This window comes from Catenulispora rubra (assembly GCF_015356825.1).
In the GTDB taxonomy this organism is placed as follows: Bacteria; Actinomycetota; Actinomycetes; order Streptomycetales; family Catenulisporaceae; genus Catenulispora; species Catenulispora rubra.
Genome location: NZ_JAACYW010000043.1, coordinates 33,906 through 56,763, shown reverse-complemented (window position 1 = coordinate 56,763; position 22,858 = coordinate 33,906). Strand labels below are relative to the sequence as shown.

Below are 22,858 nucleotides of genomic sequence, written 5' to 3'. Positions count from 1 at the left end.
GGGAGTTCACCTGGGGCCAACGGGAGTGGTGGGCGGACATCCTGGAGGAGGGAAATTGGTGGCCGGTCGGTGGTGTGGTCGCGGTACCGGCGGGTCGCAGTCTCGATGACCTTGTAGACGAGCTCCGCTATCGCATGTCGCGCTTTCCGTCGCTGCGTACCCGGGTCCGTTTGGACGGGGACGGCCGCCCCCGGCAGGTCGTCGCCGCCGCCGGTGTCGTCGTACTGGACGTTGTGGACGCGAACGAGGAAGACCCGGGGCGTCTTGCCGAAGATCTGCACCGGCGGTACACGGATGCTGCGATGGACTACGCCACAGACTGGCCCATCCGCATGGGCGTCGTCTGCAAGGCAGGGCTGCCTACGCATGTTGTGGTGCTGATCTCCCACCTGGTGATCGACGCGGCCGGGGTGGCGGCGTTGGTGGCCCAGTCCGAGGTGCGCACCGGGTGTCCGTCTCGAGGGCGCGTGCCGCTGGAGCAGGCGGTGTGGCAGGCATCGGCGGCCGGACAGCGGCAGAACGCGGCGGCTTTGCGCTACTGGGACGAAGTGCTCCGAAAGGCCCCCCGTTACCGGTCCTACAACCCGGACGGCCCCGACACTCGACGGTACTGGCACGGCGAGTTCGACTCCTACGTCCTGCTGCCGGCGGTGCGAGCGATCAGCGAGCGCACGGGCGTGGATACCCCGGTTGTGTTCCTCGCGTTGTTCGCAGTCGCGGTGCACGAGACCCACGGCGTCGATCCGGTGGTGGTCAGGCCGATGGTGGACAACCGTTTTCATCCCGGCCTGACCGATGTGGTGTGCACCGCGGCCCAGAATGCGATCTGCCTGCTCGATGTCGCAGGGCGTGGGTTCGACGACATCCTGCGGGCCGCAGCGCGATCGGCGCGGAGGGCGTACAAGCATGCTTACGTTGACCCGTGGGACGTGGCTGCGCTGATCGATCGCGTCGAGGCCGAGCTCGGCATGGCACTCGGCACGCACTGGTTCCTGAACAACCGGCTCGGCGCGGGCTCGAGCGGTTCGGCACACGACGCGTCATCGCCGCAGGGCGTCGCCCTGGTCCGCTCCAGCAACTTCGCTTGGACTCGCTACCAGGACAAGCTGCCTCTCAAGGGCCTGATCATGCAGATCGACGGGATACCCGGCGGCGTCCGCTTGAATCTGCACATCGACACCTCGGCCATCCGCCCGGCTGATGCCGAAGCGTTGGCGCGACGAGTGGAGGCCATCGCGGTGGCACAGCGAACTGTGCGAGCGTGAGCGCCGGTCATGCGGTCATGCGGTCATGCGGACACGCCGACACGGCTTCACTAGTGCCTGTCCCCAGGGCCTACGCACTGTCGCGGCGGTCGGCGGCCGGTGAGTCGTTGCTTTTGGGGCCGGTACGGCGAGCTCTTCCGCGCCCTCGACACGTCAGCGGTTTCCGGGAAAAGGCCAGGGATCACAGAGCCGGAGATCCCGGTCGCTGTCGCGGTGGCCCGGACCGGCTCGGCAACGCCGGGACACGGTCGGGGTCCTTCAAGACCACCAGCTGATCGCCCGCGCCGGGAAGCTGGTCGGGGCTGCGGTTCACATGGTTCGGAGGGACTTGTCGGAGGGCCCGGCCATACTGGGTCGAGGGCACTGATGAGGCGAACACGGTCGCAGTATGCGCCGCTATGCGCGATCGACTTTGGCGTCGTGACCTGGTCCGCAGTGCAAATTCACCCATCCGCCGAGTGATTGGCACTCGACAGTATGGAGTGCTAACCTCAACCCATCGGCGAGCCCTGCGAAGTAAGGGCTTGTTCGCTGTTCGATGGTTTTTGCGCTGTTCATTGCGCTTGTACGCATTCCTGGGCCGCACATGGCATCAAGAGCACGGTCGCGCTCAACCAGCTGCGGATTAGCACTCTCCAACACAGAACTCTGAAGGGCCGGCGTCGCCGGTCCGCCCTTTGCCGATCTCGGCAGACGGGAGTACCCCATGGATCCTCAGATCACCCACCGCGACCTCGCTGCTTTCGCAGACGACAAGGTCAACCTCAAGAAGCCCGAGGTCGATCGGCAGCGGGCCCAGGTCAACGGCCTGCGTGATCGGATCGAGACGAAGATCGCGGCGACGCCGGGCTTCGGGCTCGTCAAGGCGCTCCACGCCGGCTCCGTGGCCAAGGGCACGGCGCTGAGCAAGACGAAGGACCGCGACCTCGCCCTCTATGTTCGTGCGGAGCTCGCACCTTCGGATCGCCCGGGCCTTGTGAACTGGATGCGGGACCGGATCGTCGAGGCGAACCCGAACCTGGGGCCGGACCAGATCGTCGCGCAGACGCACTGCGTCACGGTGAACTTTCGCGGCACGGGCCTGGACGTCGACGTCGTCCCCGTCCTCTACGAAGGCGACCCGGATGACGTCGGCTACCTCGTCAACAAGAAGACCGGCGACCTGGTCAAGACCAGCACCCGGCAGCATCTCGACTTCATCCGCGGCCGGAAGGATGACCACCCGAACCTGGCCCAGCTGATCCGGTTCACGAAGTGGTGGGTCCGGCAGCAGCGGAAGCGCGACGGCGACTTCAAGTGCAAGAGCTTCATGCTGGAGCTCATCTGGGCGCACCTGGCCGACCGCGGGGAGGTGCTCGACGACTATGTCGACGCGCTCGAGGCGTTCTTCACCTTCCTCGTCGTCGGCGGACTCGACGAGCAGATCGCGTTCACCGACTTCCACAAGGCCTCGGACCTCCCGGAGCGGGGGACCAGCCCCATCCAGGTCCTCGACCCCGCCAACTTCGAGAGCAACGTGGCCGACGAGTACGAGCCCCACCACCGTAAGGAGCTTGAGGACGCCGCCCAGGAGGCACTCGACGCGATCACCACGGCCCGCTTCGAGCCGACCAAGGGCAGGGCCGTGGCCTTGTGGCAGATCGTCCTCGGCCCCGCTTTCACGGCCGCGGCCTGATGAGCAGCACTTACACCTATGCGCAGACCTTCACCCGGGTCGATGCGGCACGTCTCGCGGGTCGCACGGCGACCGACCTGCACCAGAGCTGGCTGTTCTACGGCAGCCCGACGGCCCAGAGGGTGGAAGAGTACCGACAGGAGCTCGAGCTGCTGCTGACCGACGGATACGTCTCGCAGTACCAGTTCGGGTTCAAGAAGAGTGGGAAGGTCGTCTGGTCCCTGCGCTACAGCGTCGGCGCGAACGGCTCCCTGACCGGCGGCGCCGGCGGTGTACCTCGCGGCGAAGACGTCACCGGGGCCACGTGGTTCACCTTCCTGACGTACTCCGCTCGGTGGCACGACCTCACGGCGACCGCACGGAAGACCGTCCAGGACGAGCTGCCGTTCAAGCGCGGCTTCGGCTCCCTGCCCAGCGACACCCACGGAGCCTGGGTGGTCGACCGGAACTACGCCTCCGGCGGCGTCGGCCTGGAGCGCGAAGTGTTCAGGAGCGCGGCATGATCGAAGGCGCCGAAGGGCTGTTCGCCCGGATCGAGGAGTTCCCCAACCCGGCCGCGCAGACCAGGGTCGATTCCCTGGTCGGGCTCGACGACCTGATCAGCCGCCTTGCGCAGGACGCTGTCGCGTTCGCGGACCCGACGGCACTACGCCTGTGGAGCGAGCACGTGCACGGGGCGGTCGTCCCGGCCGTGGACGCCCTGACCGATCGGACCCCGCTGTTCATCTTCAGCGGTGACGTCGGGGTCGGGAAGACCGAGGTCGCCGAGGTCCTGGGCCAGGTGGTGGCGACCAGCACCCGCATGGACGTGACGTTGTACCCGCTGAGCTTGGCCGCTCGCGGGCGCGGCGCGGTGGGGGAGATGACCACGCTGATCACCGGGACGTTCGACCGGATCACCGCCGACTTCATCAAGGCGAGAAGGAGCGACGGAACCAGCGAGTCCCTCGGCATCCTTCTCATCGACGAGGGCGACGCTCTGGCCCAGTCGCGGGAACTCGCGCAGATGCACCACGAAGACCGCGCCGGGGTGAACGCGCTGCTCCGCGGCATCGACGGCATGCGCTCGGACCGTCTGCCGATCCTGACGATCGTGTGCACGAACAGGCTCGACGCGATCGACCCGGCGCTGCGCCGCCGCGCTGCGGTCATCGAGGTCTTCGAACGGCCCGGCCACGTTCAGCGGGCGGCGCTGCTGTCCCGGTTGTTCGCGGGCACGGGCATGTCAGCGGCCGATATCGACGCGCTCGCCGCCGTCACCTCGGAGGTCCCGGGGCGCCCCTACGGCTACACGTACTCCGACCTCCGCCAGCGACTGGTCCCGGAGGTCGTTCTCGAAGCGTTCCGCCGGAAGGCGGCGATCGACGCGACGATCGCGACCGACGTCCTCCGGCGGGTGCCTCCGACGAAGCCGTTCGCGGAGGCGGCCTGATGGCTGCCCGCGCAGCCAGCGGCGCGCGTCTCCTCGGCGATGACGTCCAGCACCTGATCGTGTGGTACCACGTGTTGTGCATTCTGCGGGCCGACACCACGATCACCCACCTCGATGTCGAGGCCGCCGATGTCGGCAACGTCGATGACCTGACGATGCGCCGGGCCGACCTGCCGGCAGAGTTCTGGCAGGTCAAAGCATCTGTCGGCGCGACGAAAACGCTGACCCAGGACTGGTTGTTCGAGAAGCCGAAGGGCAAGGCGAGCCTGCTGCAGCGCCTGTACGCCAGTTGGGAGCTCCTCCTGCCACGCCATGCGCGGCCTCCGGTGATCGTCCTGGCGACGACCCGAGCGATCGCTCCCGACGATCTCGTACTCGGCGATCGCGCGACGACCGATGCCCGGATTGTCGAAACGTTCCGCGGCGCGACGGGGACTCTGGCCGTTGCCCGGCGTCAGTGGGCAGATCACCTCGGCATCGAGGAGGACCGGCTGATGGAGTTCCTCGAGTGCCTGAAGATCCGGCACGCTTTGTACGAGGAGGAGTGGCAGGAGAAGGTGCGGGACGCCGCGGCCGCCGTCGGAGTCCGCGGCGACGCCGCGTCGATCGCCCTGGGGCTCCAGCAAGTTCGGTCCTGGGTCAAGTCGCCCCGCAAGACGTTCACTCGCGAGGAGCTCATCGAGCTCATCCGCGACCTCGGGCTGTCGGTGCTGGCTCCCCGGGCGCTCCTGGTCGTCGAAGCTCTCGAACCGCACCCGCGGTCCAGCACCGCCGACTACTCCCTCAGCTGGTTGGATCTTTTCGACGGTGTCTGCGCCGACAGCCGACGGAAGTTCGTGGACCAGGCCACCGCGTCCGCGCGCGTCATGTCCGATCTCGAGGACGCGCGCAGGCACTTCTGGGCGAAGGGGATCACCGATATCGAGGTGGACGGCGCCATGCGTCTCCCCCTCTGGTTCGCCGTCGGTACCGCGTTCACCAGCACTGCCGGGTTCACCGTCGCGACCGACGCCCGCGACGGCATCTGGTCGTCCGCTGCCGAGCCGGGGGACCGTCGGGACCTTGAGGTCGGCCTTCCGGACAACCTGGGCGATGACGCATGCGGTCGCCCGTGGGCCGTCAGCGTCAGCCTCGCCACGGACATCGCAGAGGACGTCGACGACTTCATCGCGAAAGAGCACCCGGACGCGATCCACATCAGGACTCGTCTGCCGGTCCCAGGCCGGCAGGCGATCGAAGGGCTTCCTCACGCACGCGCACTCATCTACCAGCTTCGCGACGAGCTGAGGGCCCTTGACCGGTGCCTTCAACCGCCGGAGGTCTACCTCTTCCTCGCGATGCCCCACGCATGCGCGTTGCTGCTCGGGAACGCCTGGGACCGGATGCCCGCCACGACCGTGTACTGGGACATGGGCCGCCCGGGCAGCTACGCGCCGGGGCTGCGGGTGCGAGGTCGGTAGTGGCGGACTGTCAGTTCGAAACCGCTGTTTCCGAAGCTCGCAGGCGATCGAGCACGATTACAATGCTCTGACACACGTGGGGACATACTGCATCGTGCGGGCCGTTGCTGCGGATCCGGCGGCGGTCGGGCCGAACGGCATCGGGGCGGAGAAGGCGAGCGCGGCAGCGATCGGTGTCTTCCTCGACGGCAGCCGGCGCCGGCACCAGGAACTGAGCAGCCTCTCGCGCACTGCGTGCCCTGTCTACGGCGGTTGCCATGGTCTGGGGCTGATGGTCCTTGTGGGTTGCGACCGTCGGAGCGCGTGGGCGGTCTACCCTGTGGTGGCCTCGACGGAGAACGTCGGTGGCGTGGGCGAGGACCTTGGCTCGGGAGCGGTCGCCATGGTCGTCGGCGAGGGTGTGCGCGCCGATCGCCACGCAGAATGCGAGCAGGCTGCGGGCCTCGACATCGTCGGGATCGGCGCAGCTCAACGGACTCCAGTCGGCAAGGTGCCCCGGGCGGCGTTGAATCTAGATCGGACTCGCGCCGCCGGACACGGTTCCCTGGATGAGGGCGACCAGGTCGTTCCAAACTCCCACCACCAGCAGCAGCCCGATGATGACCGACATGCCGCCGCCAACGCGCATCACTGCTTGATAGTGACGCTTGATGTGGCTGAAGGCCCCCATGGCCTTGCGGAAGGCGATGGCGGTGAGTACGAACGGCAGGCCGAGTCCCAGGCAGTAGGCCGACGCGAGCACGACGGCTCGGCTCACCGCACCTTGGGTGAGGCCGAGCCCTTCGATCGCGCCGAGCGTCGGTCCCATGCACGGCGTCCAGCCGAAGCCGAACATCACGCCGAGCACTGGCGCGCCGATCAGGCCGATGCGCGGGTCCCGGTGGAATCGAAACTCGCGATTGACCCTCTGGCTGAGCACCGCCGGCAGGAGGCCGGCGAACGAGAGCCCCATGACGATGGTCAGTGCGCCGAGGATGCGTTGAAGCAGCTCGCGGTGTGCGAGGAGGAAGACCCCGGTTCCTCCGGCGACGACTCCTATGAGGATGAAGACGAGGCTGAAGCCGCACACGAACAGAATCGCTCCGAGCACCATGCGGCCCCGCTTTGCCCGCGCCGCGTCCTCGAACGACGTCGTCGTGATCAGGTCGATGCCGGTGAGCCCGGTCACGTACGACAAGTAGCCAGGCACCAGCGGCAGTACGCAGGGCGAGAGGAAGGAGACCACGCCTGCGACGACGGCGATCGGGACGGCGAGCAGTAGTGAGCCTGACGCGACCGTCGTGGCAGCGCTGGCGGCGTAGATCATCGAGCACTCGGTCTTTCGTCATGGTGTCTGTTTCTCGGAAAGGATCGCGTCCAGCCCAGCAGCGAGAGTCTTGTAGTCGATGGGCATGGGGGCAGTCCATGCGACCTTGCCTGTGCGGTCGACTATCACCGTTGAGGGGACGGCTTGAAGCGGCACGATGCCGGCGAGCTTCGTCAGCAGCTTCTCCGAGCCGTCATCGATCAGGTTGGGGTATTCGATCCTGCTCGTGGCGATGAAGGACTTGGCCTGGGCGGCGTTGTCTCGTGTGTCGATGCCGACGAACGAGACCCCGATGTTCCGGTAGGCCTCATAGGCGCGCTCGAGATCCGGCGCCTCGTGTTGACAGGGCAAGCACCACGATCCCCAGACGTTCACGACGATGACCCTGCCGCTAAGGGGTGTCAGGCTGAGCGTGGGGCCGTCGAGCGTCGGTCCGGACAGCTGCGGAAAATCCGCACGCTTGGCAGGGGAGATGACGGTGGCTTGTCCGGTGGCGCTGTTGCTGCTCGTGTTGTTCGAGCATCCGGTGGCCAGCAACGTGAGGGCTGCCAGAGAAGCGAACATTCTCAGTGTGTACAAGGAAGCCTCCTGAATTACGGCGTGGTGCTCAGGCGGCCCACTTCTTCAGGAAAGCCAGAAAGGACGACACGTCGAAGCCGGGGTTTCCAGACCTGTCGGTGTCGACGACGGTGCTGCCGTTTGAATTGAGGACGACGATGACGGGAAGTCCGTAGCCTCCTGAGTTGTTGGGTGCGTACTGCGACAACAGATCCATGTGGACGTCTACATCTACCTGGACGAGGTGGTACGAGGACTCCAGTTCGGCTTGGACGCCGGAGTTGTGGAACGTCTCGTCCAGGGCGACGCAGTTCCCGCACCAGCCGGCGCCGAATTCGAGGATCACTTTCCGGCCGTCGGCCCTGGCCGCGGCCCGCGCGGCGTTGATCTGGCCCTTTGAGTCGGCCTTGGGGTCGTAGCCGAAGGAAGACGGGAGCGAGGATGGCGGCTGCGAGTGGCTGGAGATCGAAGAGGAGGGCGCAGTCGTCGAGCCGGAGGGTTCGGGCTGGGACGGGGAGGACGATCGGACGGGCGTCGACGTGGGCTTGGGGGCTGGGGTGGAACGCTTGCTCGTCGTCGCGGGCGACGGGCGCAAGGACGACGTCGCAGGCGCTGTGAAGATCGACGAGCTGGGCGACGGTGTCATGGTGTCGCCCGGTGCCGCCGAAGACTCGGTGGTCGACGTGGATGACAGCGACGTCCCGTCGGCCGCGGACTGCAGCGGGCCCGAAGATGCACAGCCGGCGAGTGTGCTCGCAAGCGTCGTGACCACGAGGGCTGATATTGCCTTGCGCAAGGGGATGGCTCCTTGGTGTGTCTTTGATTGCTTGGTCAGTCGGAGAAGTCCTGGGTGAGCCAGACGGTCCCGGAGGCGTCCTGGCTGACTGAGATGCCCACGTGGTGAAAGGCAGTGCTCAAGATGTTTGCTCGATGCCCGTCGTTCGGCGGCTTCTCCGCGATCATGTCGTCGGTGAGCAGGACGGCCATATTGCTGATCGATGACGGGGATCCGAGAGCCGCCGTGCCTGCCCCGATGTTCTCGCCGGCCGCGCTCCAGCTCACGCCGGCGGCCGACTCCCGGCCTCCGAAGTCCGGCTCGCCGGGGCAGTCGTGGTTCAGACCGCAGCCGGACAGCATCGCCTGGTTGTGACCGGATGAGCTGCGGTTCAAGCCGTCGGTGCGGGTCAGAGGCGGCAGGCCCTGGCGTCTGCGAGCGTTGTTGATGACGGCGAGAACTTGGTCTCCCGCGCTTGACGATGACGTCGAGCCGCTTGGGGTCTGTGGTGTGGGCTTCGGCGTGATGGTCGGCGTTGTGGGTGAGGCCGGTGGCGTGGCAGGACTGCGGGTCGGCGTCGGCGAGTTGCTCGTCGTGAGCTGATGGCGTGCCGTCGACGATTCCGCCACCGGCCGGTTTGTCGAGCTCGCGGCGATGGAGCCGACCACGGTCGCGCCGCCACCGACTACTACCGTGGCGCCGATGAGCGCGACCTTTCCGCTCCACATGCTGGAGCGGCCGGGTATTCGTTTGTGCGCTGCGCGGGGAACTCGGCGATGCGAGATCGGTGTGCGCGCTGCTTGCCGGCGTGTCGCCGAGGACACCTTGCGGGCCAGGACGAAAGGCACAGGCACCAGTGCAAGGCCGACGAGAAGATGCTCGGCGGGGATCAGGTCGGCTCCGGCACGCATGCAGAGGTCGCATTCGCGTATATGGCGCGCGAACCGCTTCCGCCACAGCCGATGAGGAGCGCCGGACCAGCTCATGGCGACAACGGAAAGCTCGCGACACGGCGGCGTGCCCGCCAGGGCCCGGACGATGCCGCGCGCCGTCTCCAACTGAGCCTTCATACGCCCGATCCGGACTGTGACCGCGTGCGGGCCCACGTCCAACGCCCCGATCATCTCGGCCCGACTCAAGAGCCCGGTCTCCGCCAGGACCCACAGCGACAGCAGCTCGCGGTCGTGGTCGTCGAGCCATTCCGCGGCCTTGGCGGTCTCCCTGCGCTGCCCGGTCAGCCCGAGTTGCCAGATGGCCTGGTCGGTGAAGTCGGAGACGGGCTCCACCAGAGCGTCGAACTCATCCAGCGGACGTGACTCCGGGAGCCGCCGATGGTGCTGCTTGCGGATCTCGTTCATGGCGATCGCCACCAGCCAGGAGCGGAACGCCGCCGGATCGCGCAGCTCGGGTAGACCACGCATGACGTGCAGCATCGTCTCCTGCACGGCGTCGTCGACGTCGAACTCGCGGCCCAGGCCCCGGCCGATGATGTTGTAGACCAGCGGAAGGAAGTCCACGATCAACTGCTCGATGGCGGCAGCGTCGCCATCTCTGGCCGCCACCACCATGTCAGCGTCGACTTCAACGATCATCGGGATCAAACTCCTGGCATCGGAGATCAGATGTCTCTATGAGGGGAGATGCGCGATGACCGCGAAGGTCACAGGTTTCGCTACGGATGTTCGAGTGCCGAGACGGTTGAGGGGCTGGCCGCCGTCGAGCTGGCAGCTGAATCAGGATGAGAGGAGCGTTCGGGTTTGCACGCTTGGCCGCGACGGCGTGCAGGAACGCACCCAGAAGCTGCATCAAGATGCCCGCACCGTCGCCGGCCGAGGGCTCGGCGCCGAAGGCGGAACGGAACTGGGCCACGAAGGGTGGCGGTTCGCCGGCGAGGTATGGGCGCCTTAGTCGATCTCGCGAAGTGTTGTCCTGGCTGTCGCGCCTGGCACCGCTACAGCCCGGCAGCGACCGCGAGCCGCGAGACCTCCGAATGCATGGAGCGGTTGTCGCGCCGGATGAGGCGGGCCAGGTGGTTGCGCGCCGTCTGGTCGAAGCGGAGATCTTCCGGGCATTCTCGCTCGGCTTGGGACAGCGCGAGCAGCACCGCGGCATCCTCGCCGCGGTGCGCGTGGGCGACGGCGAGGCTCACCAGGTAGCGGGAACGGCGCTCGACCGGATACTCGGCCGGTACCTCGAGCGTCCGGGACTGCCGTAGTGCGTCGGCGATCCGGCCCAGGCGGAGCGCGATCTGGAGTTCGGCGATACCGATCTCGGTCGGGCCGAACCAGACGCCACGGCTGCACATGTCGGTGCCCAGCGCGGTGGCGGCTGCCTGGGCGAGCGTCAGGGAGCTGGCGCAGCCGGCGGCGTTCAATTGGGCGGCGTCGGCTTCCGCCGCGGTGGTGCGTAGCGCGCCGGTCATGGCCACGCGTTCGCGGTCGGTGGGATCTGCGAGGTCTGAGGTGCCGGCCTCGCTGGCGAGATTGTCGGCGGCCGCAGTCGCGAAGCCGACTGCTTCGGCGTGGTGCCCCAGTTGCAGCAGGCAGCCGGCCACATGCCAGGCGCCGGCCGCCACGGCCAGCGGATCGGCGACCTGCTCGGCGAGGTCTAGCGCGCGATGCGCGGCGTGCAGAGCGAGTTCGTGCTCGCCAAGCCGGGTGAGCAGCGAGCGGGCCAGGCGGTACGACCCGCCGAGCACGCGCTCGGCGTCAGGGTCGGCACCTTGCCGTCGGCACAGAGCGCGTGCGGTGTACAAGAGCGCCGGGAGCCGGCCCATGGCGTAGCTGTACCGGTCGGCACCGGTGCACCAGCGGCTCCAGGTGTGGTCGAGCTCGGTCTGGACGCTGGCCCAGGTGGCTCCGCGCGGCGACGCGGTACCTCCGAAGGCGAGGACGGAACAACGGTCGATGACCGCCCGCCGTAACGCGAGCAACCGCGGATCAGGGCCCAGCGTCGATGGCACAGCCGGACCAGGCTCCTCGATCAGGTCCCTGATGTCGGAGATGTGGAGCGCCTCGGCCAATCCACGGATCACCGTGAGGCTGTCGAGCCGAGCTTTGCCGCTTTCCACTTGGCGCAGCCATTCGGCGCTCCGGCCGACGAGCCCGGCCACCACCTCGCGGGACAGCTTGTACTGCATGCGACGCATTCGTAACCGCTCGCCGATCGACAGTGGTTGCGACAGACGCTCCATGGTCCCCTCCAGCGTCGTGAGAGGTCTTTCACGCTACCCGAGGCAGTAAGTGAATGTGCGGATATCCGGTTAAGTGCTCGTCATTCGGACAAGTTTGGTGGCAATATTTGAGCGGTTTGCCCCGCCAACTGGACTTGTCCCATCACGCACCTCTGGCGCTCACGATGGGCTCATCGAACCTCAGCGGTCGCGGCGTGTGGTTCACCGCGGCCATCTCCCAGCATGAGGAACCAAGATGACCCTCCAGTTCGGTCCGGCCCGGCAATCGTGGCCTGACGCTGATGTGACCAATCTCGTTCCCTACGACGAGATCTACCTTCCAGCGGTGTTCCACCCCTGGGGCTGTCTTCTGGTCGAGGCGCTGGGTCCCGCCCCCGGCGCCGGCGCTCTGGATCTGGGCTGCGGCCCGGGCACGGTGGCCCGGATCCTGTCCGCGCGCCTCGGACCGTCCGGTGCGGTGCTCGGCCTGGACGCCTCGCCGGGCATGCTGCGACTGGCCAGCGCCAAGCCCGCGGTACCGGCCGGCGCTCCCATCACCTACATGGAAGGCGGCCTGGCGCCGTTGCCCCTTCCCGACGGGTCCATCGACGCCGTCACCGGCCAGCAGGTGATCCAGTTCGCCCCGGACCCTGCCGCGGCTTTGGCTGAGGCTCGCAGGGTTCTGCGCCCCGGCGGCCTAGTGGGTTTGACCATCTGGTCCGGCACGGCCGACAACCCCCTGTTCCGCGCTTTGCACGGGGCCATCGCCAGCTTCTTCGGCCCGGAAGCCGCCGGCCGCCTCGCCAAGCCCTGGTCAATGCCGCCCGATCGCCTGGTCGATCTTCTGATCGGCGCCGGTTTCACCGACGTCGTTCAGGCACCTCGCACCATCCCCGTCTGCTTCCCCGGCGGTCTGGCCGACGCCTGCACGATGCTGCTGTTCTCACCGGTAAGCGACGAGGTGGCAGCCCTCGACGAACCCAGCCGCAGAGTGCTGCACCAGCTCGTCGGCCGGCTGCTTGAACCTCCGGCAGCCGACGGTGCTGTGCACACCACGACGACAGCCAGCCTCATCGCGGCCCGCCGTTGACCATAGACGGCATGGAATACCCCAGCCTGTAGAAGACCGACGAGATCCTCGACGTCGTGGACGCGCCAAGACGTGATCGCCGGCAGGTTGTGGCGCCGCCGAGCCCTCGTGCTGTCGAGGCGCGCGGACGGAAGGATCTTCATACGCCGCCGGACCTCATACCACCGAACCTACGCAGGCTGTAATGCGCTGTTTCTGGGTGGCACGATACGCGCCGGAGAGTCCTATGACGCGGCCCCCACACGGGAAGTGCAGGACGAACCTGGCACGGCCGTGCCGCCGCTCAGCTCCGCTGTTCTTACGTCGCCACCTCTCAGCAGAGCCGAGCTGTTGGACCGCGATAAACGCCACTACCTGCCCGCCTCCCGGCTGATCGTGGCTGGGCTGAGGCACAGTTCTCCGGCGACGGCACGCAGCGGCTTCCCAACCCGCAGCAGGTCGGTGATGGCGATCCGCTCGTCCTCGGGCTACGAACCCCCGACGAGACGGGGGTCGTGCCCGCTGCTCAGTGATCGACGGATAGACCTGCTCACGCCCGGCCCTGGCGACGACTTTACACCTGTCTACGGCTTCCGATCACTGTTGGCGTTCAAGGCGAAGTTCCAGCCGCACTATCAGCCCTTGTACGTTGCGTACCCGGATCCTGCCGCTCTGCCGGCGACTACGAACGCGATCGGCCGCGCATATATCAGAGCTTGGTCATGGTCCTTGATCGAGGGGGGGTGGTTGTGTGTGGGGTGGTGGCAGGTGGGGCAGTGGCCGAGTATCCCGATGAGGGCGTGTTGGAGGACGGCGAGGACCCGGTAGAGGTTCAGGCCGTGTGTTGGTCTTTTGGGTTCCATCGCTGCTCCAGGCAGAACGGGTGGGCGGCGGCTACGAGTGCGAGGTGGTGGTGGAAGCCGTTCCAGTTGCGGCCTTCGAAGTCTCCCAGACCCAGGGCCTGTTCCATCTGGCGGTAGTCGCATTCGATGTGCCAGCGGCTGGCGGCGTGTTTGACCAGGACCGGTAGCGGGGTGTCGGCGGGCAGGTCGGTGATCCAGACGCGGAAGGCGTCACCGTCGTGTTTGCGTCTCCACTGCACCAGCAGGGTGCTCTCGGGCAGCAGGCGCCCGGGGATCGTTTTGGAGACCCGGGTGCGTTCGACGACCCCGGCGATGTGGACGCGGATGGCGACGAACCAGCCGGAGCGTGCCCGGTGGTCGGCGGTCCTGGGCCGGTAGATGAAGCGGCGGGCGCGGTATCGGTTGGCTTCGGCGATGGTGTTGACGGTGTGGACCGGGTTGCGTCTGGCCCAGGCGGTGGTGGGATGCCCGATGGTCGGCAGGACCACGGTGTCACCGCCGACCGCCATCAGCCAGCGGATCCCCCGGGCGGACAGCCCGGTGCGGAATGCCACGTTCTCCCCGTAGTCGCTGTCGGCGATCACCAACGGCGGCGGTGGCAGCCCGCAGGCGGTCAGCTGGTCGATCAGGTCCAGCGCGATCTGGGGCTTGGTGCGGTGCCCGCACCCGGCCGGGATCCCGGCCTTGGCGCAACGTCCGGGGTCCTGGGCCCAGGTCTTGGGCAGGAACAGCCGTCCGTGCAGTGGGCTGGACCCGCGCCGGGAGACCGCGTGCACCGTGACCGCGACCTGGCACAGGTGCTGCCCGCGCTCGCCGCAGTGCTGGATGGCCGCCCCGGCGGTGCCACGTCCGTATCGGACGAACGGATGATCGTCGATCAGCCAGGCCGACGGGGTCAGATCCGCGACCGCCCGCGCAGCGACCCGCCGCATCAGCTGCGTGTAATCCCAGGTGGACTGGCCCACGAAGTGCCCCAGGTTCTGCCGCGGCACCCCCAGCCGCGCCGCCATCGGCTCGACCGACTTACGTCGGCCATCCAGCATCAGCCCCCGCAGATACACGCCCCCAAACTCACGCTGCCCCCCGGTAATCCAGACCGGAGAACACATCGGCACCGAACTCCGCCAAGTCCCCAGCCAGCGCCTGCACAGACTGCTCATCCATGCCCTCAGCGTCTTACAACACACCACAAACACAAGGTCAAGGACCATGACACAACTCTGTATATATGCCGAGCACCACTGTCGGCCAGATGCTCCGGCTCGGGCGTCGGTTGTTGAGGTGAACAGCTGATGCCGGGCCGCCTGGTGCGGCCGTGAAGTCGACGACCTCGGGGCGATGGCGGACAACTCCTCGCACCCCGCCGGCCACTGCGGTCCATATCATCCCCTGCTCTCCCAGCTGCACCGCAACCGGGAGACCCTCACTCATCCACACCGTGCTCAGGATCAGGGCTTGACGCCGACGGCCCCATAGATCTGAATCAGTTCACTGCCTTCGGGAACGTCACCGTCAGGCCGCCACTGTGGGACCTGAACCAGGCCGGGTTCCAGGACGCTCCACCGGTCCAGGAACTGCGTGACTTCTGGAACGCTCCGCATGACGAGCTGGGAGGTGGCGTTGGTCCAGCCGCTGGCCACCGACTTCGCTCGCTCCGGATCCGATCCCCGGGTGGCGTGGGACAGCACCAGCATGCTGCCCGGTGCCACAGCGTCGGTGAACGTTGCGAGGACGCCGGCGGGATCCTCCTCGTCGCGGATGAAGTGGAGCAGCGCGACCATGAGCACCGCGATCGGGCGCTGGAAGTCCAAGACCTTTGCGACGGTCGGATCGTCCAGGATCGACGTCGGGTCGCGGATGTCGGCTTCCAGGATCGCGGTAAGTGCAGGGTCGGCTCCGGACAGCAGGGCTCGGGAGTGGGTCGCCACGATCGGATCGTTGTCGACGTACACCACGCGTGCCTCGGGATGGATCGACCGCGCGATGTCGCCGGTGTTCCCCGGCCCCGGAATCCCCGTGCCCAGATCCAGAAATTGTGTGATGCCGGCCATGGAGGCGTTGCGCACGGCGCGGCCCAGGAACGCCCGGTTCGCCCTGGCGCCGGCGCGGACCTCCGGCACCGCACGCAGCGCCGTCTCGGCAGCCTCCCTGTCGACGGCGTAGTTGTCCTTACCGCCTAGGAAGTAGTTGTAGATCCGGGCCGGATGCGCCTTGGAGGTGTCGATCGACGTCGATTCCCATGTGGAGGGCGCGAGAGAGTCCTCGAACGGTACGACCTCCGGCACGACGGGCCCCTGTCTGGTCGGTGCGACTGCACGGCGCTGCTTTCGGAGATCCTATCGGACGTCATCGCACCCTGACGTGGCCGTGTGGCATCGGGCCGTCCGATGCGCCGCTGCGACACCGCACTCTGCCCATCGGTCAGGTCGCCGCGACAGCGTGGCCTGACCTGATGATTGAGCGCTGGGGTCTGCGATCGATTTCAGTGTGGTTCGGCGACTGCTCGTTGGAAGGCCGAGTCCTTGTCGGTGGTGAGCTCGCTGCGAATACCGGGGTTCGGATGTCGGGCGGGATGCCGGGGCCGTCCTAGGTTGTGCCTGCCGGGGTGAGGTACTCCTCGTTCGATAATCCCTCACCGGATGGTGATCATGCCGAGGTGACAACCTCATCAGAGCGCTCTTCTCCCCAGTCGGCGGGGATGTTTGGTCGCCGCCGAGACTAACTTCGGGGCATCCTCATAGCCTCCACGCGTGATGCGTGGTACGCGGCCCACCAGCAAGCGGTCTGAGCCAAGCAAAGTGGCTAAATTGGCAGGCATCGCCGCCGTCCTGGTGCCTATTTTGATCACGGTCACCGGGCAGAGCCTCGGACACCTGGCCAGTTTCGCCCTGTTCGCTGCTGCCTGTGTTCCGTGGGTGGCGCTGGCGGTCTGGCCGCACTGGCCGCACCACCGCTGGCTTTTCGCGACAATGGCCTCCCTAGCCTTTGTCGGCGGCGGGTTGGCAGCGCTGGCTTGGCAAGATCGCCCACGTACTAGCGCAAGCCGACTCGGGGGCCCAGGCAATGCCGTCACCTCGGGTGCACAGAACCAACCGGACCTGTACGTTGCCGCGAAACAGCTGCGGTTCCGAGAAATGACTCAACTCCTCCCCTTCTGCGCTAACTTCAGCGGTACCGGCACGATCCCCGCCGAGGACGTTCTCATACTGTTTGACAGGCCAGCCGACGTCGACGGCAACCCTGCGGCCAATTCGGGCTACTCCTACGACGGACGCGCGAAAGCGTCGGGCGATGGGTGGAGCGCCGACCGGCGAGAGATCGGAACGCCGACGGCAGGCGCAGTCAACGCACACGCTTTGATCACCGCGCTTCTCGTACCCCGGGGTGTGGCGGACTTCCTAGATGCCCAGCCCAACACGGACACCAATACCTTGCCGGTCTCGGTGATGAACCTCGGAGCCGTCGCCGATCAGATCACCATTACACGCAGCGCGGACAACACCCGGTGTAGCTACTGATGAACCGTACCTGGGTCGCGCCGTGCTCTTCGGTTTGACAGCAGTCAAGCAACGGGCCCTAACCTGTCAAACGCTATCGCTGTGGCGCGAGCCGGGCGCGCCGCTCATTGAGTAGCCCAAGCACAGTCGAGTGGTCTTCTGGCTCCATCGCTGTGCGTCGCGGCGACGGTCGCAGCCGCCGCGGCGTCGATCGTCGTTCTTACGCCCTGCCGCTTCGCGAGAGCTGACGTGCCCGGGCGGTGGTCGAAGCGTGAATGTCCGATGGGGACGGTTGACTGTCCCTCGATCGATCTACATGCCCGGCGGCCTTGGCCGATCATCGGGAGGACAGCAGTGGAGGCACACGATGCAGGAAGACGTCATGACGGCCGGAGCAGGCTTGCGGGTCTACCCTGAGCCTGCGGAGGTGTTCGTCGCCGACCAAGCCGAACTCGCGAAGCACCTGCACCCGTTGATCTCGATCGATCTCGCCGGGGTGGACCCGGCCTGGCATGGGTGGATCCACCTGGTCAGCCCGCTGGAGCCGGCCGAGGGCTACCTCGGCGACCATACGGAAGCCTTCCACTCGCCCCTGCAGAAACCCAACTGGCTGGGTTTCTCGATGGAGGACGACCGCTACCGTCTGCTTGGCGACTGGCGCTACTTCGCGCGGGCGACGACCCTCGAGGAACTGCCCGATCCATGGCCCGGGTTCCGTACGCAGCTGCACGAGCACTGCGAGTCCGAGGAACGCAGCTACCTGGCACACCGGGACGCCTTCCGCCGTGAAGGCAGACTGCTCATGCGCCGCGAGGACGGCGCTCCACGGTTCGACGGGGCTGATGCCGTGGCCTACCTGGAGCAACTCGGCGGCGAGGCCGACGCCCACGGCAACTGGGCCCAGCCCGATCTGTTCGACATCGACCACGACGACCAGATCGCATGGCCGGTGAGCCCGGCCGGGAATCCGTTCCGATTCGTGGCGTCGGTGCCGGGCTGGCACTACCGACGCAGCGGCGCCGACTCGATTCTGCTGTTCTTCGAACCCGTTGACCGGCTCGCACTGCTGACTTTCGAATGGAGCTGAGGCCACGAGGAGGTGCCGACGGAGCCTCTCAGCGGTTGGCAAGTGCCTGGCCGGAACCTCGTGACACCACGGTGGAGATCGTGTACGTAGCCGCAGAGTAGCCCCTGGAAGCGCCGCCAACCAAAGCTGGGAGTCGACAACGCGACCGCAGTGACCTGGTCGTCAAACACCGAGTAGACCTGGCGGTCGCAGCCGTCTGGGTGGCACCACCCGCCGCTACTACTACCGGTGACCGTCGATCTCACCGTCTCAGACGTCGCACTCCGTGCCACTCGTAACCTGCGTGGCGTTGTTGACGCGCCGTACGCCCACGTCTGCCGTGAGCCCGGCGGACCCGCCGAAGACGCCGCCGTCGTGGCGTGGGCCCGACCCTGCGGAACTAGCGACTGGCCGTAGGTGCTCCCGTTGGGAACGGGGTCCAGCGCTGACCGTTGACCAGTCTTTAGGGGTTTCGGCACCTGGAACGCGGCTGCGCAGTTGGGGTTCGGGCTGACCGCCCTGTTCTGGGAGTACATCCGCCCTACGGGGAGGTGCGTCTGGACCTGGGAAACCGCCTGGTCATCGGCAGCGCCACCGGGGTATGACCGCGCTCGGCGTCATCCGGCGGCGCATTACTGTGTCAGACCTCTACAGTCGAGGTCAGGAGTGTTGGTTGCGGGGAGGGGGATGATGTGATCGAGCTGGCCAGCGTGATCAGGGATTTGCGGGTGGAGCTGGAACAGGCAGTGGTCGCCGCCGACGGTGCGGCGCTACGGTTCGAGCTCGGACCGATCGAGCTTGAGGTGTCGGTTGCCCTCGAACGCGAGGCCGGATCCGGGACAAAGGTGCGGTTCTGGGTGGTTCAGGCCGGAGCCGACGGCAAGATCGGCACCACTAACACGCAGCGGGTTAAGCTGACCCTGACCCCGCGCCTGGCCCCGGACGACAGGTCGCCGTATGTATCCGGCGAGATCATGCCCGGCGAGGAGTAAGCCATGCCGCACGCAGGGCTTCAGGCACGCCGCGCCTGCCAGATCCTGGCGCACGACAAGGTCGGCTCGGGCTACCTGGTCAGCGGCAACCTGGTGCTTACCGCCCGGCATGTGGTGTGCGGCGCCGACCAGGTGACGGCCCGGTTCGTCGACGAATCGAGCAAGATACGCCAGGTGACAGGGCAGGTGGCCTGGGCAGACGGAGATAGCGAGGGACTGGATCTGGCCGTCGTGCGTCTGACCGAGAGCTTCGCCGACGTGGCCCCAGTCGCCTACGGCCGCCTCACCAGGCGCGCGGAGTACGAGGCCGTGGGCTTCCCGCTGTGGAAGCGCCGCGAGACGTCCCCGGGGATGTATTACCGCGAAGCCCACCACGCAGAGGGCAGGATCACGCCGTTCTCCAACATGCGCTCCGGAACGCTGGAGTTAACCGTAGACGAGCCGGCACCGAACCAGCGTCAATCCCCGTGGGAAGGGATGTCCGGGGCGGTGGTGTTCGCCGACGGATTGCTAGTCGGCGTGGTGTGCGAACATCACCGCGACGAGGGACTCAAGCATCTGACAGCCCGACCGGTCGAGCACTGGTACAGCCTTGATGACCGGCAGCACCTAGCGGAGCTATGCAGGCTCCTGGGTCTGCCCGAGGCCAGCGCCTTGACCCAAGTCGGCCAGATACCGGTATCACTTGACGCACCCAGGGGGCTGCCACGGGACATTTCCTCCTTCACCGGCCGTACTGGCGAATTCGAGCGCCTGGTATCGATGCTGGACGGCACCGGCGGGGTTGTTTTGGCGGTGCACGCAGTCGGTGGGATGGCCGGGGTGGGCAAGACCGCATTCGCGACCTACGCGGCGCACCGCTTGGCCGACCGGTTCGTCGACGGCCAAATGTTCCTGGAACTGCACGGCCATACCCCGGGCCAGGCCCCGCTGAGCGTGTCGGCGGCGTTGGACGTGCTGCTGGCCTACGACCGGGTGAGCCCGGCCGAACTGCCTGAGACTGTCGAAGGCAAGCAGTTGCTGTGGCGCACCCGTACCGCCGGACGCAGGATGCTGCTGGTGCTGGACGACGCCGTCGACGTCGACCAGGTCGCCCCGCTACTGCCGGCCAGCCCACGGACCCTGGTGCTCGTCACCAGCCGTAGGCGCCTGATCGGGCTCGGCGGGGCTGTCCCGCTCAGCCTGGACGTCCTGTATCCCGACCAAGCCGCAGAGTTGCTGGTACGCACCGCAGCCCGGGCCGACCTCGACGTATCCGATCCGGATATCCAGGTGTTGGCCGCACTGTGCGGGCACCTGCCGCTGGCACTGACCCTGATCGGAGCGCTGCTGGCTGACTCGTCGGCAGCTGACTTGGTCGACGACTTCGACAAGGCCGACAGCCGGCTGGAGGTTCTGGACACCGCGGAGCGCGTAATGGCCACAGCCTTGGAGTTGTCTCGCCGCGATCTGACCTCTGACGAGCAACAACTGTTCGCGCTGCTGGGGGTGCACCCGGGCACCGAGTATGAGGCTGGTGCTGCCGCGGCGCTGTTGGATGTTGGCATCGGTGCGGCCCGGCGGCTGCTAGCGAGGATGGAGGAGCACCGGCTGCTGGAGGGGACCGCAACCCGCGGTCGTTACCGTATGCATGACCTGACTCGCGAATACGCTCGCTCGCTGGCTATCACGGCCGAGGCCAACGACATCCAGAAGGCCTTGGATCGGCTGTATGGGTACTACCAGCTTACCAACGTCGCTGACAAAGCTACGGCCGCCCACAACGGCCGGCAGCCCCTGGACCACGAGCTGCGCCGGACCTGGGCCCGCACCGAACGCGACAACCTGCTGGCCTGCATCCGCCAGGCCGACCGTCACCACCGCCCCCATAACGTCATCGCCCTGACCGCAGCCATCGCCCCGGCTCTGGAGGCCGACGGGCCCTGGAACCAAGCCATCACCCTGCACGCCCACGCCACCGCCCTAGCCAAAACCACAGATACCGCGGCCTTGGCCGCGGCCCTGAACAACCTGGGCTGCGTACAGCGTCGCAACGGCCAGCATGGCGACGCCATCGGTAGCCATACCCGCGCCTTGAAGCTGTACGAGAAGCTCGATGACCTTCACGGCCAAGCCGACACCCAGACTAAGCTGGGCCGAGCGGTCTATCAGGCCGGTGACCGCTCCGGCGCCATTCGCGTATACGCTCGCGCCCTACAATCATGCCGAGAGCTCGGCGATCGGGGCGGACAGGCCACTGCGCTCCACGATCTGGGGAACATGCGGAGCTGGAGTGATGACTACGTCGGGGCGGCCGAGCACTACCAGCAGGCCCTGGAGCTGTACCGGGAAATCGGCGACCGGCGCGGCCAGGCCACTGCCCTCAACGATCTGGGGAGCATACAGCGCCTGACCGGAGACTACGTCGAGGCGGCCGAGTACTTGCAACAGGCCCTGGAACTGGGCCGGCAGCTCGGCGAACGCCGCGACCAAGCCGATACGCTTAACGAGCTGGGGATCGTACAGCGCCTGACTGGCGATTACGCAGAGGCGGCCGAGCGCCACCGGCAGGCCTTTGAACTGTACGGGCAGCTCGACGACCGGTTCGGCCAGGCCAGAGTACTCCACGATCTGGGGCACCTGCGGCGCATGACTGGGGAATATGCCGAGGCGGCCGCGCACTACCAGCAGACCTTGGAGCTATGTCGGCGACTCGGCTACCGGGAAGGTCAGGTCGGTGCGCTTGTCGGTTTGGGGAGCCTGCGGCGCCGGAGTGGCGATTACGTCGAGGCGGCCAAGCATCTGCAGCGAGCCCTGGAACTGTGCCAGCAGCTTCCCGACCGCTACAACCCAGCCGTTGCCCTCGACGAGCTGGGGGACATACGGTTCGCAACCGGAGATTACGTCGAGGCGGCCGAGAACTACCAGCAGGCCCTGGAACTGTTCCGAGAAATCGGTGACCGGCGCGGCCAGGCCAGCGCGCTCAACAGGTTGGGGGACGTATGCTACGAGACACGCTATTTTTCCGAGGCGTTCGAGCGCCACCAGCAAGCCTTGGAACTGTACCGGCAACTCGACAACCGCGACGGCCAGGCAAGTGCGCTTAACGGGCTGGGGAACGCACGGGCCATGACGGGCGCTTGCGCGGAGGCAGTCGAGTACCAGAAGCGGGCCCTGGAGTTGTATCGGCAGCTCGACAACCGGCTCGGCCAGGCTGACACCCTTAACTATCTGGGGGCCGCGCTCGCGCGGCTCAGGAACGGCGATTGCGCTGAAGCGGACAATTGCCAGTACCGGGCCTTGGAGCTGTACCGGCAGCTCGACAACCGCGAAGGCCAGGCCAGAGCGCTCAACGAGCTGGGGGTCGTGCGGCACCGGCGTGGCGACTACGCCGAGGCGGTCGAGTACCACCAGCAGGCCCTGGAGCTGTACATCCAGCTCGACAACCAGCTCGGCCAGGCCGGAACGCTCAATAAGCTGGGCGAGTGTCGGCGGAGCGAGGGGCACACTGGGCAGGCTGCAGTGCTCTTTCGGCAGGCGTTGGAGATCTACCGAGCCCTCGGCCTACCGCACGCCGAGAAGGTCGCCGGTCGGCTGGCTAGCCTAGGTTAAGAGAAAATCGATTCTCTAAAATGGACTCCTGGCATGGTTTAGAGAACACGCTCCTGGAGGGTCCGCAGGGCCCGGACTCCAGTCTAGAGAACAGGGAGCCGCCTTCTTCGGGCCGACGGGGACGGCGCCCGGCGCCG

General features: G+C 67.0%; 18 protein-coding genes and 3 pseudogenes. 12 read left to right on the top strand and 9 right to left on the bottom strand.

Going from position 1 to position 22,858, the window contains the following annotated elements; translation table 11 throughout:
* From GWK61_RS15075 to GWK61_RS15055, 5 genes are all read left to right on the top strand, one after another.
* Positions 1-1,265 (top strand): condensation domain-containing protein (locus GWK61_RS15075; RefSeq protein WP_194908988.1); only part of this gene is annotated, 1,265 nt, incomplete at its 5' end.
* Between the two features lie 706 nt (positions 1,266-1,971).
* Positions 1,972-2,940, top strand: coding sequence for a CBASS oligonucleotide cyclase (locus GWK61_RS15070; RefSeq protein ID WP_194908987.1), 969 nt, complete (start codon positions 1,972-1,974; stop codon positions 2,938-2,940).
* A complete protein-coding gene (locus GWK61_RS15065) occupies positions 2,940-3,443 on the top strand; it encodes an HORMA-1 domain-containing protein (protein ID WP_194908986.1) in 504 nt (167 codons plus the stop codon). The genes GWK61_RS15070 and GWK61_RS15065 overlap by 1 nt, the downstream gene beginning before the upstream one ends.
* A complete protein-coding gene (locus tag GWK61_RS15060; protein WP_194908985.1) occupies positions 3,440-4,372 on the top strand; it encodes an ATP-binding protein in 933 nt (310 codons plus the stop codon). The genes GWK61_RS15065 and GWK61_RS15060 overlap by 4 nt, the downstream gene beginning before the upstream one ends.
* Positions 4,372-5,832, top strand: coding sequence for an SAVED domain-containing protein (locus tag GWK61_RS15055; RefSeq protein ID WP_194908984.1), 1,461 nt, complete (start codon positions 4,372-4,374; stop codon positions 5,830-5,832). Before GWK61_RS15060 ends, GWK61_RS15055 begins: the two co-directional genes overlap by 1 nt.
* Positions 5,833-6,136: 304 nt before the next feature.
* Here the strand turns inward: GWK61_RS15055 and GWK61_RS60750 are convergent.
* The 5 genes and pseudogenes from GWK61_RS60750 to GWK61_RS15035 all read right to left on the bottom strand — a co-directional run.
* A pseudogene (locus GWK61_RS60750) lies at positions 6,137-6,298 on the bottom strand (TetR/AcrR family transcriptional regulator); the annotation flags it as partial.
* A 45-nt stretch (positions 6,299-6,343) separates the two neighbouring features.
* Positions 6,344-7,138 carry a cytochrome c biogenesis CcdA family protein gene (locus GWK61_RS15050; protein ID WP_194908983.1) on the bottom strand — a complete coding sequence of 265 codons (795 nt, stop codon included), beginning with the start codon at positions 7,136-7,138 and terminating at the stop codon, positions 6,344-6,346.
* Between the two features lie 18 nt (positions 7,139-7,156).
* Positions 7,157-7,702, bottom strand: coding sequence for a TlpA family protein disulfide reductase (locus GWK61_RS15045; protein ID WP_194908982.1), 546 nt, complete (start codon positions 7,700-7,702; stop codon positions 7,157-7,159).
* 43 nt (positions 7,703-7,745) lie between these two features.
* Complete coding sequence (locus GWK61_RS15040; protein WP_194908981.1) at positions 7,746-8,492, bottom strand: thioredoxin family protein; 747 nt, start codon at positions 8,490-8,492, stop codon at positions 7,746-7,748.
* Positions 8,493-8,527: 35 nt separating this feature from the next.
* Positions 8,528-10,063, bottom strand: a complete 1,536-nt coding sequence (locus GWK61_RS15035) for a sigma-70 family RNA polymerase sigma factor (protein WP_194908980.1) — start codon at positions 10,061-10,063, stop codon at positions 8,528-8,530.
* Positions 10,064-10,118: 55 nt separating this feature from the next.
* Here GWK61_RS15035 and GWK61_RS15030 point away from each other — a divergent pair, with 55 nt between their 5' ends.
* Positions 10,119-10,379 (top strand): hypothetical protein, encoded by a 261-nt coding sequence (locus GWK61_RS15030; protein WP_194908979.1) that lies wholly within the window; start codon positions 10,119-10,121, stop codon positions 10,377-10,379.
* Between the two features lie 43 nt (positions 10,380-10,422).
* On the opposite strand, the gene GWK61_RS15025 is transcribed toward GWK61_RS15030, so the two are convergent.
* Positions 10,423-11,664 carry a helix-turn-helix domain-containing protein gene (locus GWK61_RS15025; RefSeq protein ID WP_228562349.1) on the bottom strand — a complete coding sequence of 414 codons (1,242 nt, stop codon included), beginning with the start codon at positions 11,662-11,664 and terminating at the stop codon, positions 10,423-10,425.
* A 235-nt stretch (positions 11,665-11,899) separates the two neighbouring features.
* Here GWK61_RS15025 and GWK61_RS15020 point away from each other — a divergent pair, with 235 nt between their 5' ends.
* Positions 11,900-12,733, top strand: a complete 834-nt coding sequence (locus GWK61_RS15020) for a methyltransferase domain-containing protein (RefSeq protein ID WP_194908977.1) — start codon at positions 11,900-11,902, stop codon at positions 12,731-12,733.
* 350 nt (positions 12,734-13,083) lie between these two features.
* Here the strand turns inward: GWK61_RS15020 and GWK61_RS60740 are convergent, their stop codons facing one another.
* Positions 13,084-13,185, bottom strand: a complete 102-nt coding sequence (locus GWK61_RS60740) for a helix-turn-helix domain-containing protein (RefSeq protein WP_194908989.1) — start codon at positions 13,183-13,185, stop codon at positions 13,084-13,086.
* Positions 13,186-13,252: 67 nt separating this feature from the next.
* On the opposite strand from GWK61_RS60740, the pseudogene GWK61_RS60735 reads away from it, so the two are divergent.
* A pseudogene (locus tag GWK61_RS60735) lies at positions 13,253-13,540 on the top strand (hypothetical protein); the annotation flags it as partial.
* Between the two features lie 4 nt (positions 13,541-13,544).
* Here the strand turns inward: GWK61_RS60735 and GWK61_RS15010 are convergent.
* Positions 13,545-14,739, bottom strand: a pseudogene (locus GWK61_RS15010) (IS701 family transposase).
* 284 nt (positions 14,740-15,023) lie between these two features.
* Positions 15,024-15,860, bottom strand: a complete 837-nt coding sequence (locus GWK61_RS15005; RefSeq protein WP_194908975.1) for an SAM-dependent methyltransferase — start codon at positions 15,858-15,860, stop codon at positions 15,024-15,026.
* A 522-nt stretch (positions 15,861-16,382) separates the two neighbouring features.
* Here GWK61_RS15005 and GWK61_RS15000 point away from each other — a divergent pair.
* From GWK61_RS15000 to GWK61_RS14985, 4 genes are all read left to right on the top strand, one after another.
* Positions 16,383-17,093, top strand: a complete 711-nt coding sequence (locus GWK61_RS15000; protein WP_194908974.1) for a hypothetical protein — start codon at positions 16,383-16,385, stop codon at positions 17,091-17,093.
* 346 nt (positions 17,094-17,439) lie between these two features.
* Complete coding sequence (locus GWK61_RS14995; protein ID WP_194908973.1) at positions 17,440-18,159, top strand: hypothetical protein; 720 nt, start codon at positions 17,440-17,442, stop codon at positions 18,157-18,159.
* A gap of 671 nt (positions 18,160-18,830) precedes the next feature.
* Positions 18,831-19,130 (top strand): trypco2 family protein, encoded by a 300-nt coding sequence (locus tag GWK61_RS14990; RefSeq protein ID WP_194908972.1) that lies wholly within the window; start codon positions 18,831-18,833, stop codon positions 19,128-19,130.
* A 3-nt stretch (positions 19,131-19,133) separates the two neighbouring features.
* The gene (locus tag GWK61_RS14985) at positions 19,134-22,721 is read left to right on the top strand and encodes a tetratricopeptide repeat protein (protein WP_194908971.1); all 3,588 of its coding nucleotides are present in this window, start codon (positions 19,134-19,136) and stop codon (positions 22,719-22,721) included.
* The last annotated feature ends 137 nt before the right edge of the window (positions 22,722-22,858 follow it).

Coding starts and splice junctions, on each gene's coding strand:
- GWK61_RS15045 (WP_194908982.1), bottom strand. CDS start 7,702: ATGTTCGCTTCTCTGGCAGCCCTCACGTTGCTGGCCACCGGATGCTCG.
- GWK61_RS15055 (WP_194908984.1), top strand. CDS start 4,372: ATGGCTGCCCGCGCAGCCAGCGGCGCGCGTCTCCTCGGCGATGACGTC.
- GWK61_RS15060 (WP_194908985.1), top strand. CDS start 3,440: ATGATCGAAGGCGCCGAAGGGCTGTTCGCCCGGATCGAGGAGTTCCCC.
- GWK61_RS15030 (WP_194908979.1), top strand. CDS start 10,119: ATGACCGCGAAGGTCACAGGTTTCGCTACGGATGTTCGAGTGCCGAGA.
- GWK61_RS14985 (WP_194908971.1), top strand. CDS start 19,134: ATGCCGCACGCAGGGCTTCAGGCACGCCGCGCCTGCCAGATCCTGGCG.
- GWK61_RS15065 (WP_194908986.1), top strand. CDS start 2,940: ATGAGCAGCACTTACACCTATGCGCAGACCTTCACCCGGGTCGATGCG.
- GWK61_RS15025 (WP_228562349.1), bottom strand. CDS start 11,664: ATGGAGCGTCTGTCGCAACCACTGTCGATCGGCGAGCGGTTACGAATG.
- GWK61_RS15070 (WP_194908987.1), top strand. CDS start 1,972: ATGGATCCTCAGATCACCCACCGCGACCTCGCTGCTTTCGCAGACGAC.
- GWK61_RS15035 (WP_194908980.1), bottom strand. CDS start 10,063: ATGATCGTTGAAGTCGACGCTGACATGGTGGTGGCGGCCAGAGATGGC.
- GWK61_RS15020 (WP_194908977.1), top strand. CDS start 11,900: ATGACCCTCCAGTTCGGTCCGGCCCGGCAATCGTGGCCTGACGCTGAT.
- GWK61_RS14995 (WP_194908973.1), top strand. CDS start 17,440: ATGCAGGAAGACGTCATGACGGCCGGAGCAGGCTTGCGGGTCTACCCT.
- GWK61_RS15050 (WP_194908983.1), bottom strand. CDS start 7,138: ATGATCTACGCCGCCAGCGCTGCCACGACGGTCGCGTCAGGCTCACTA.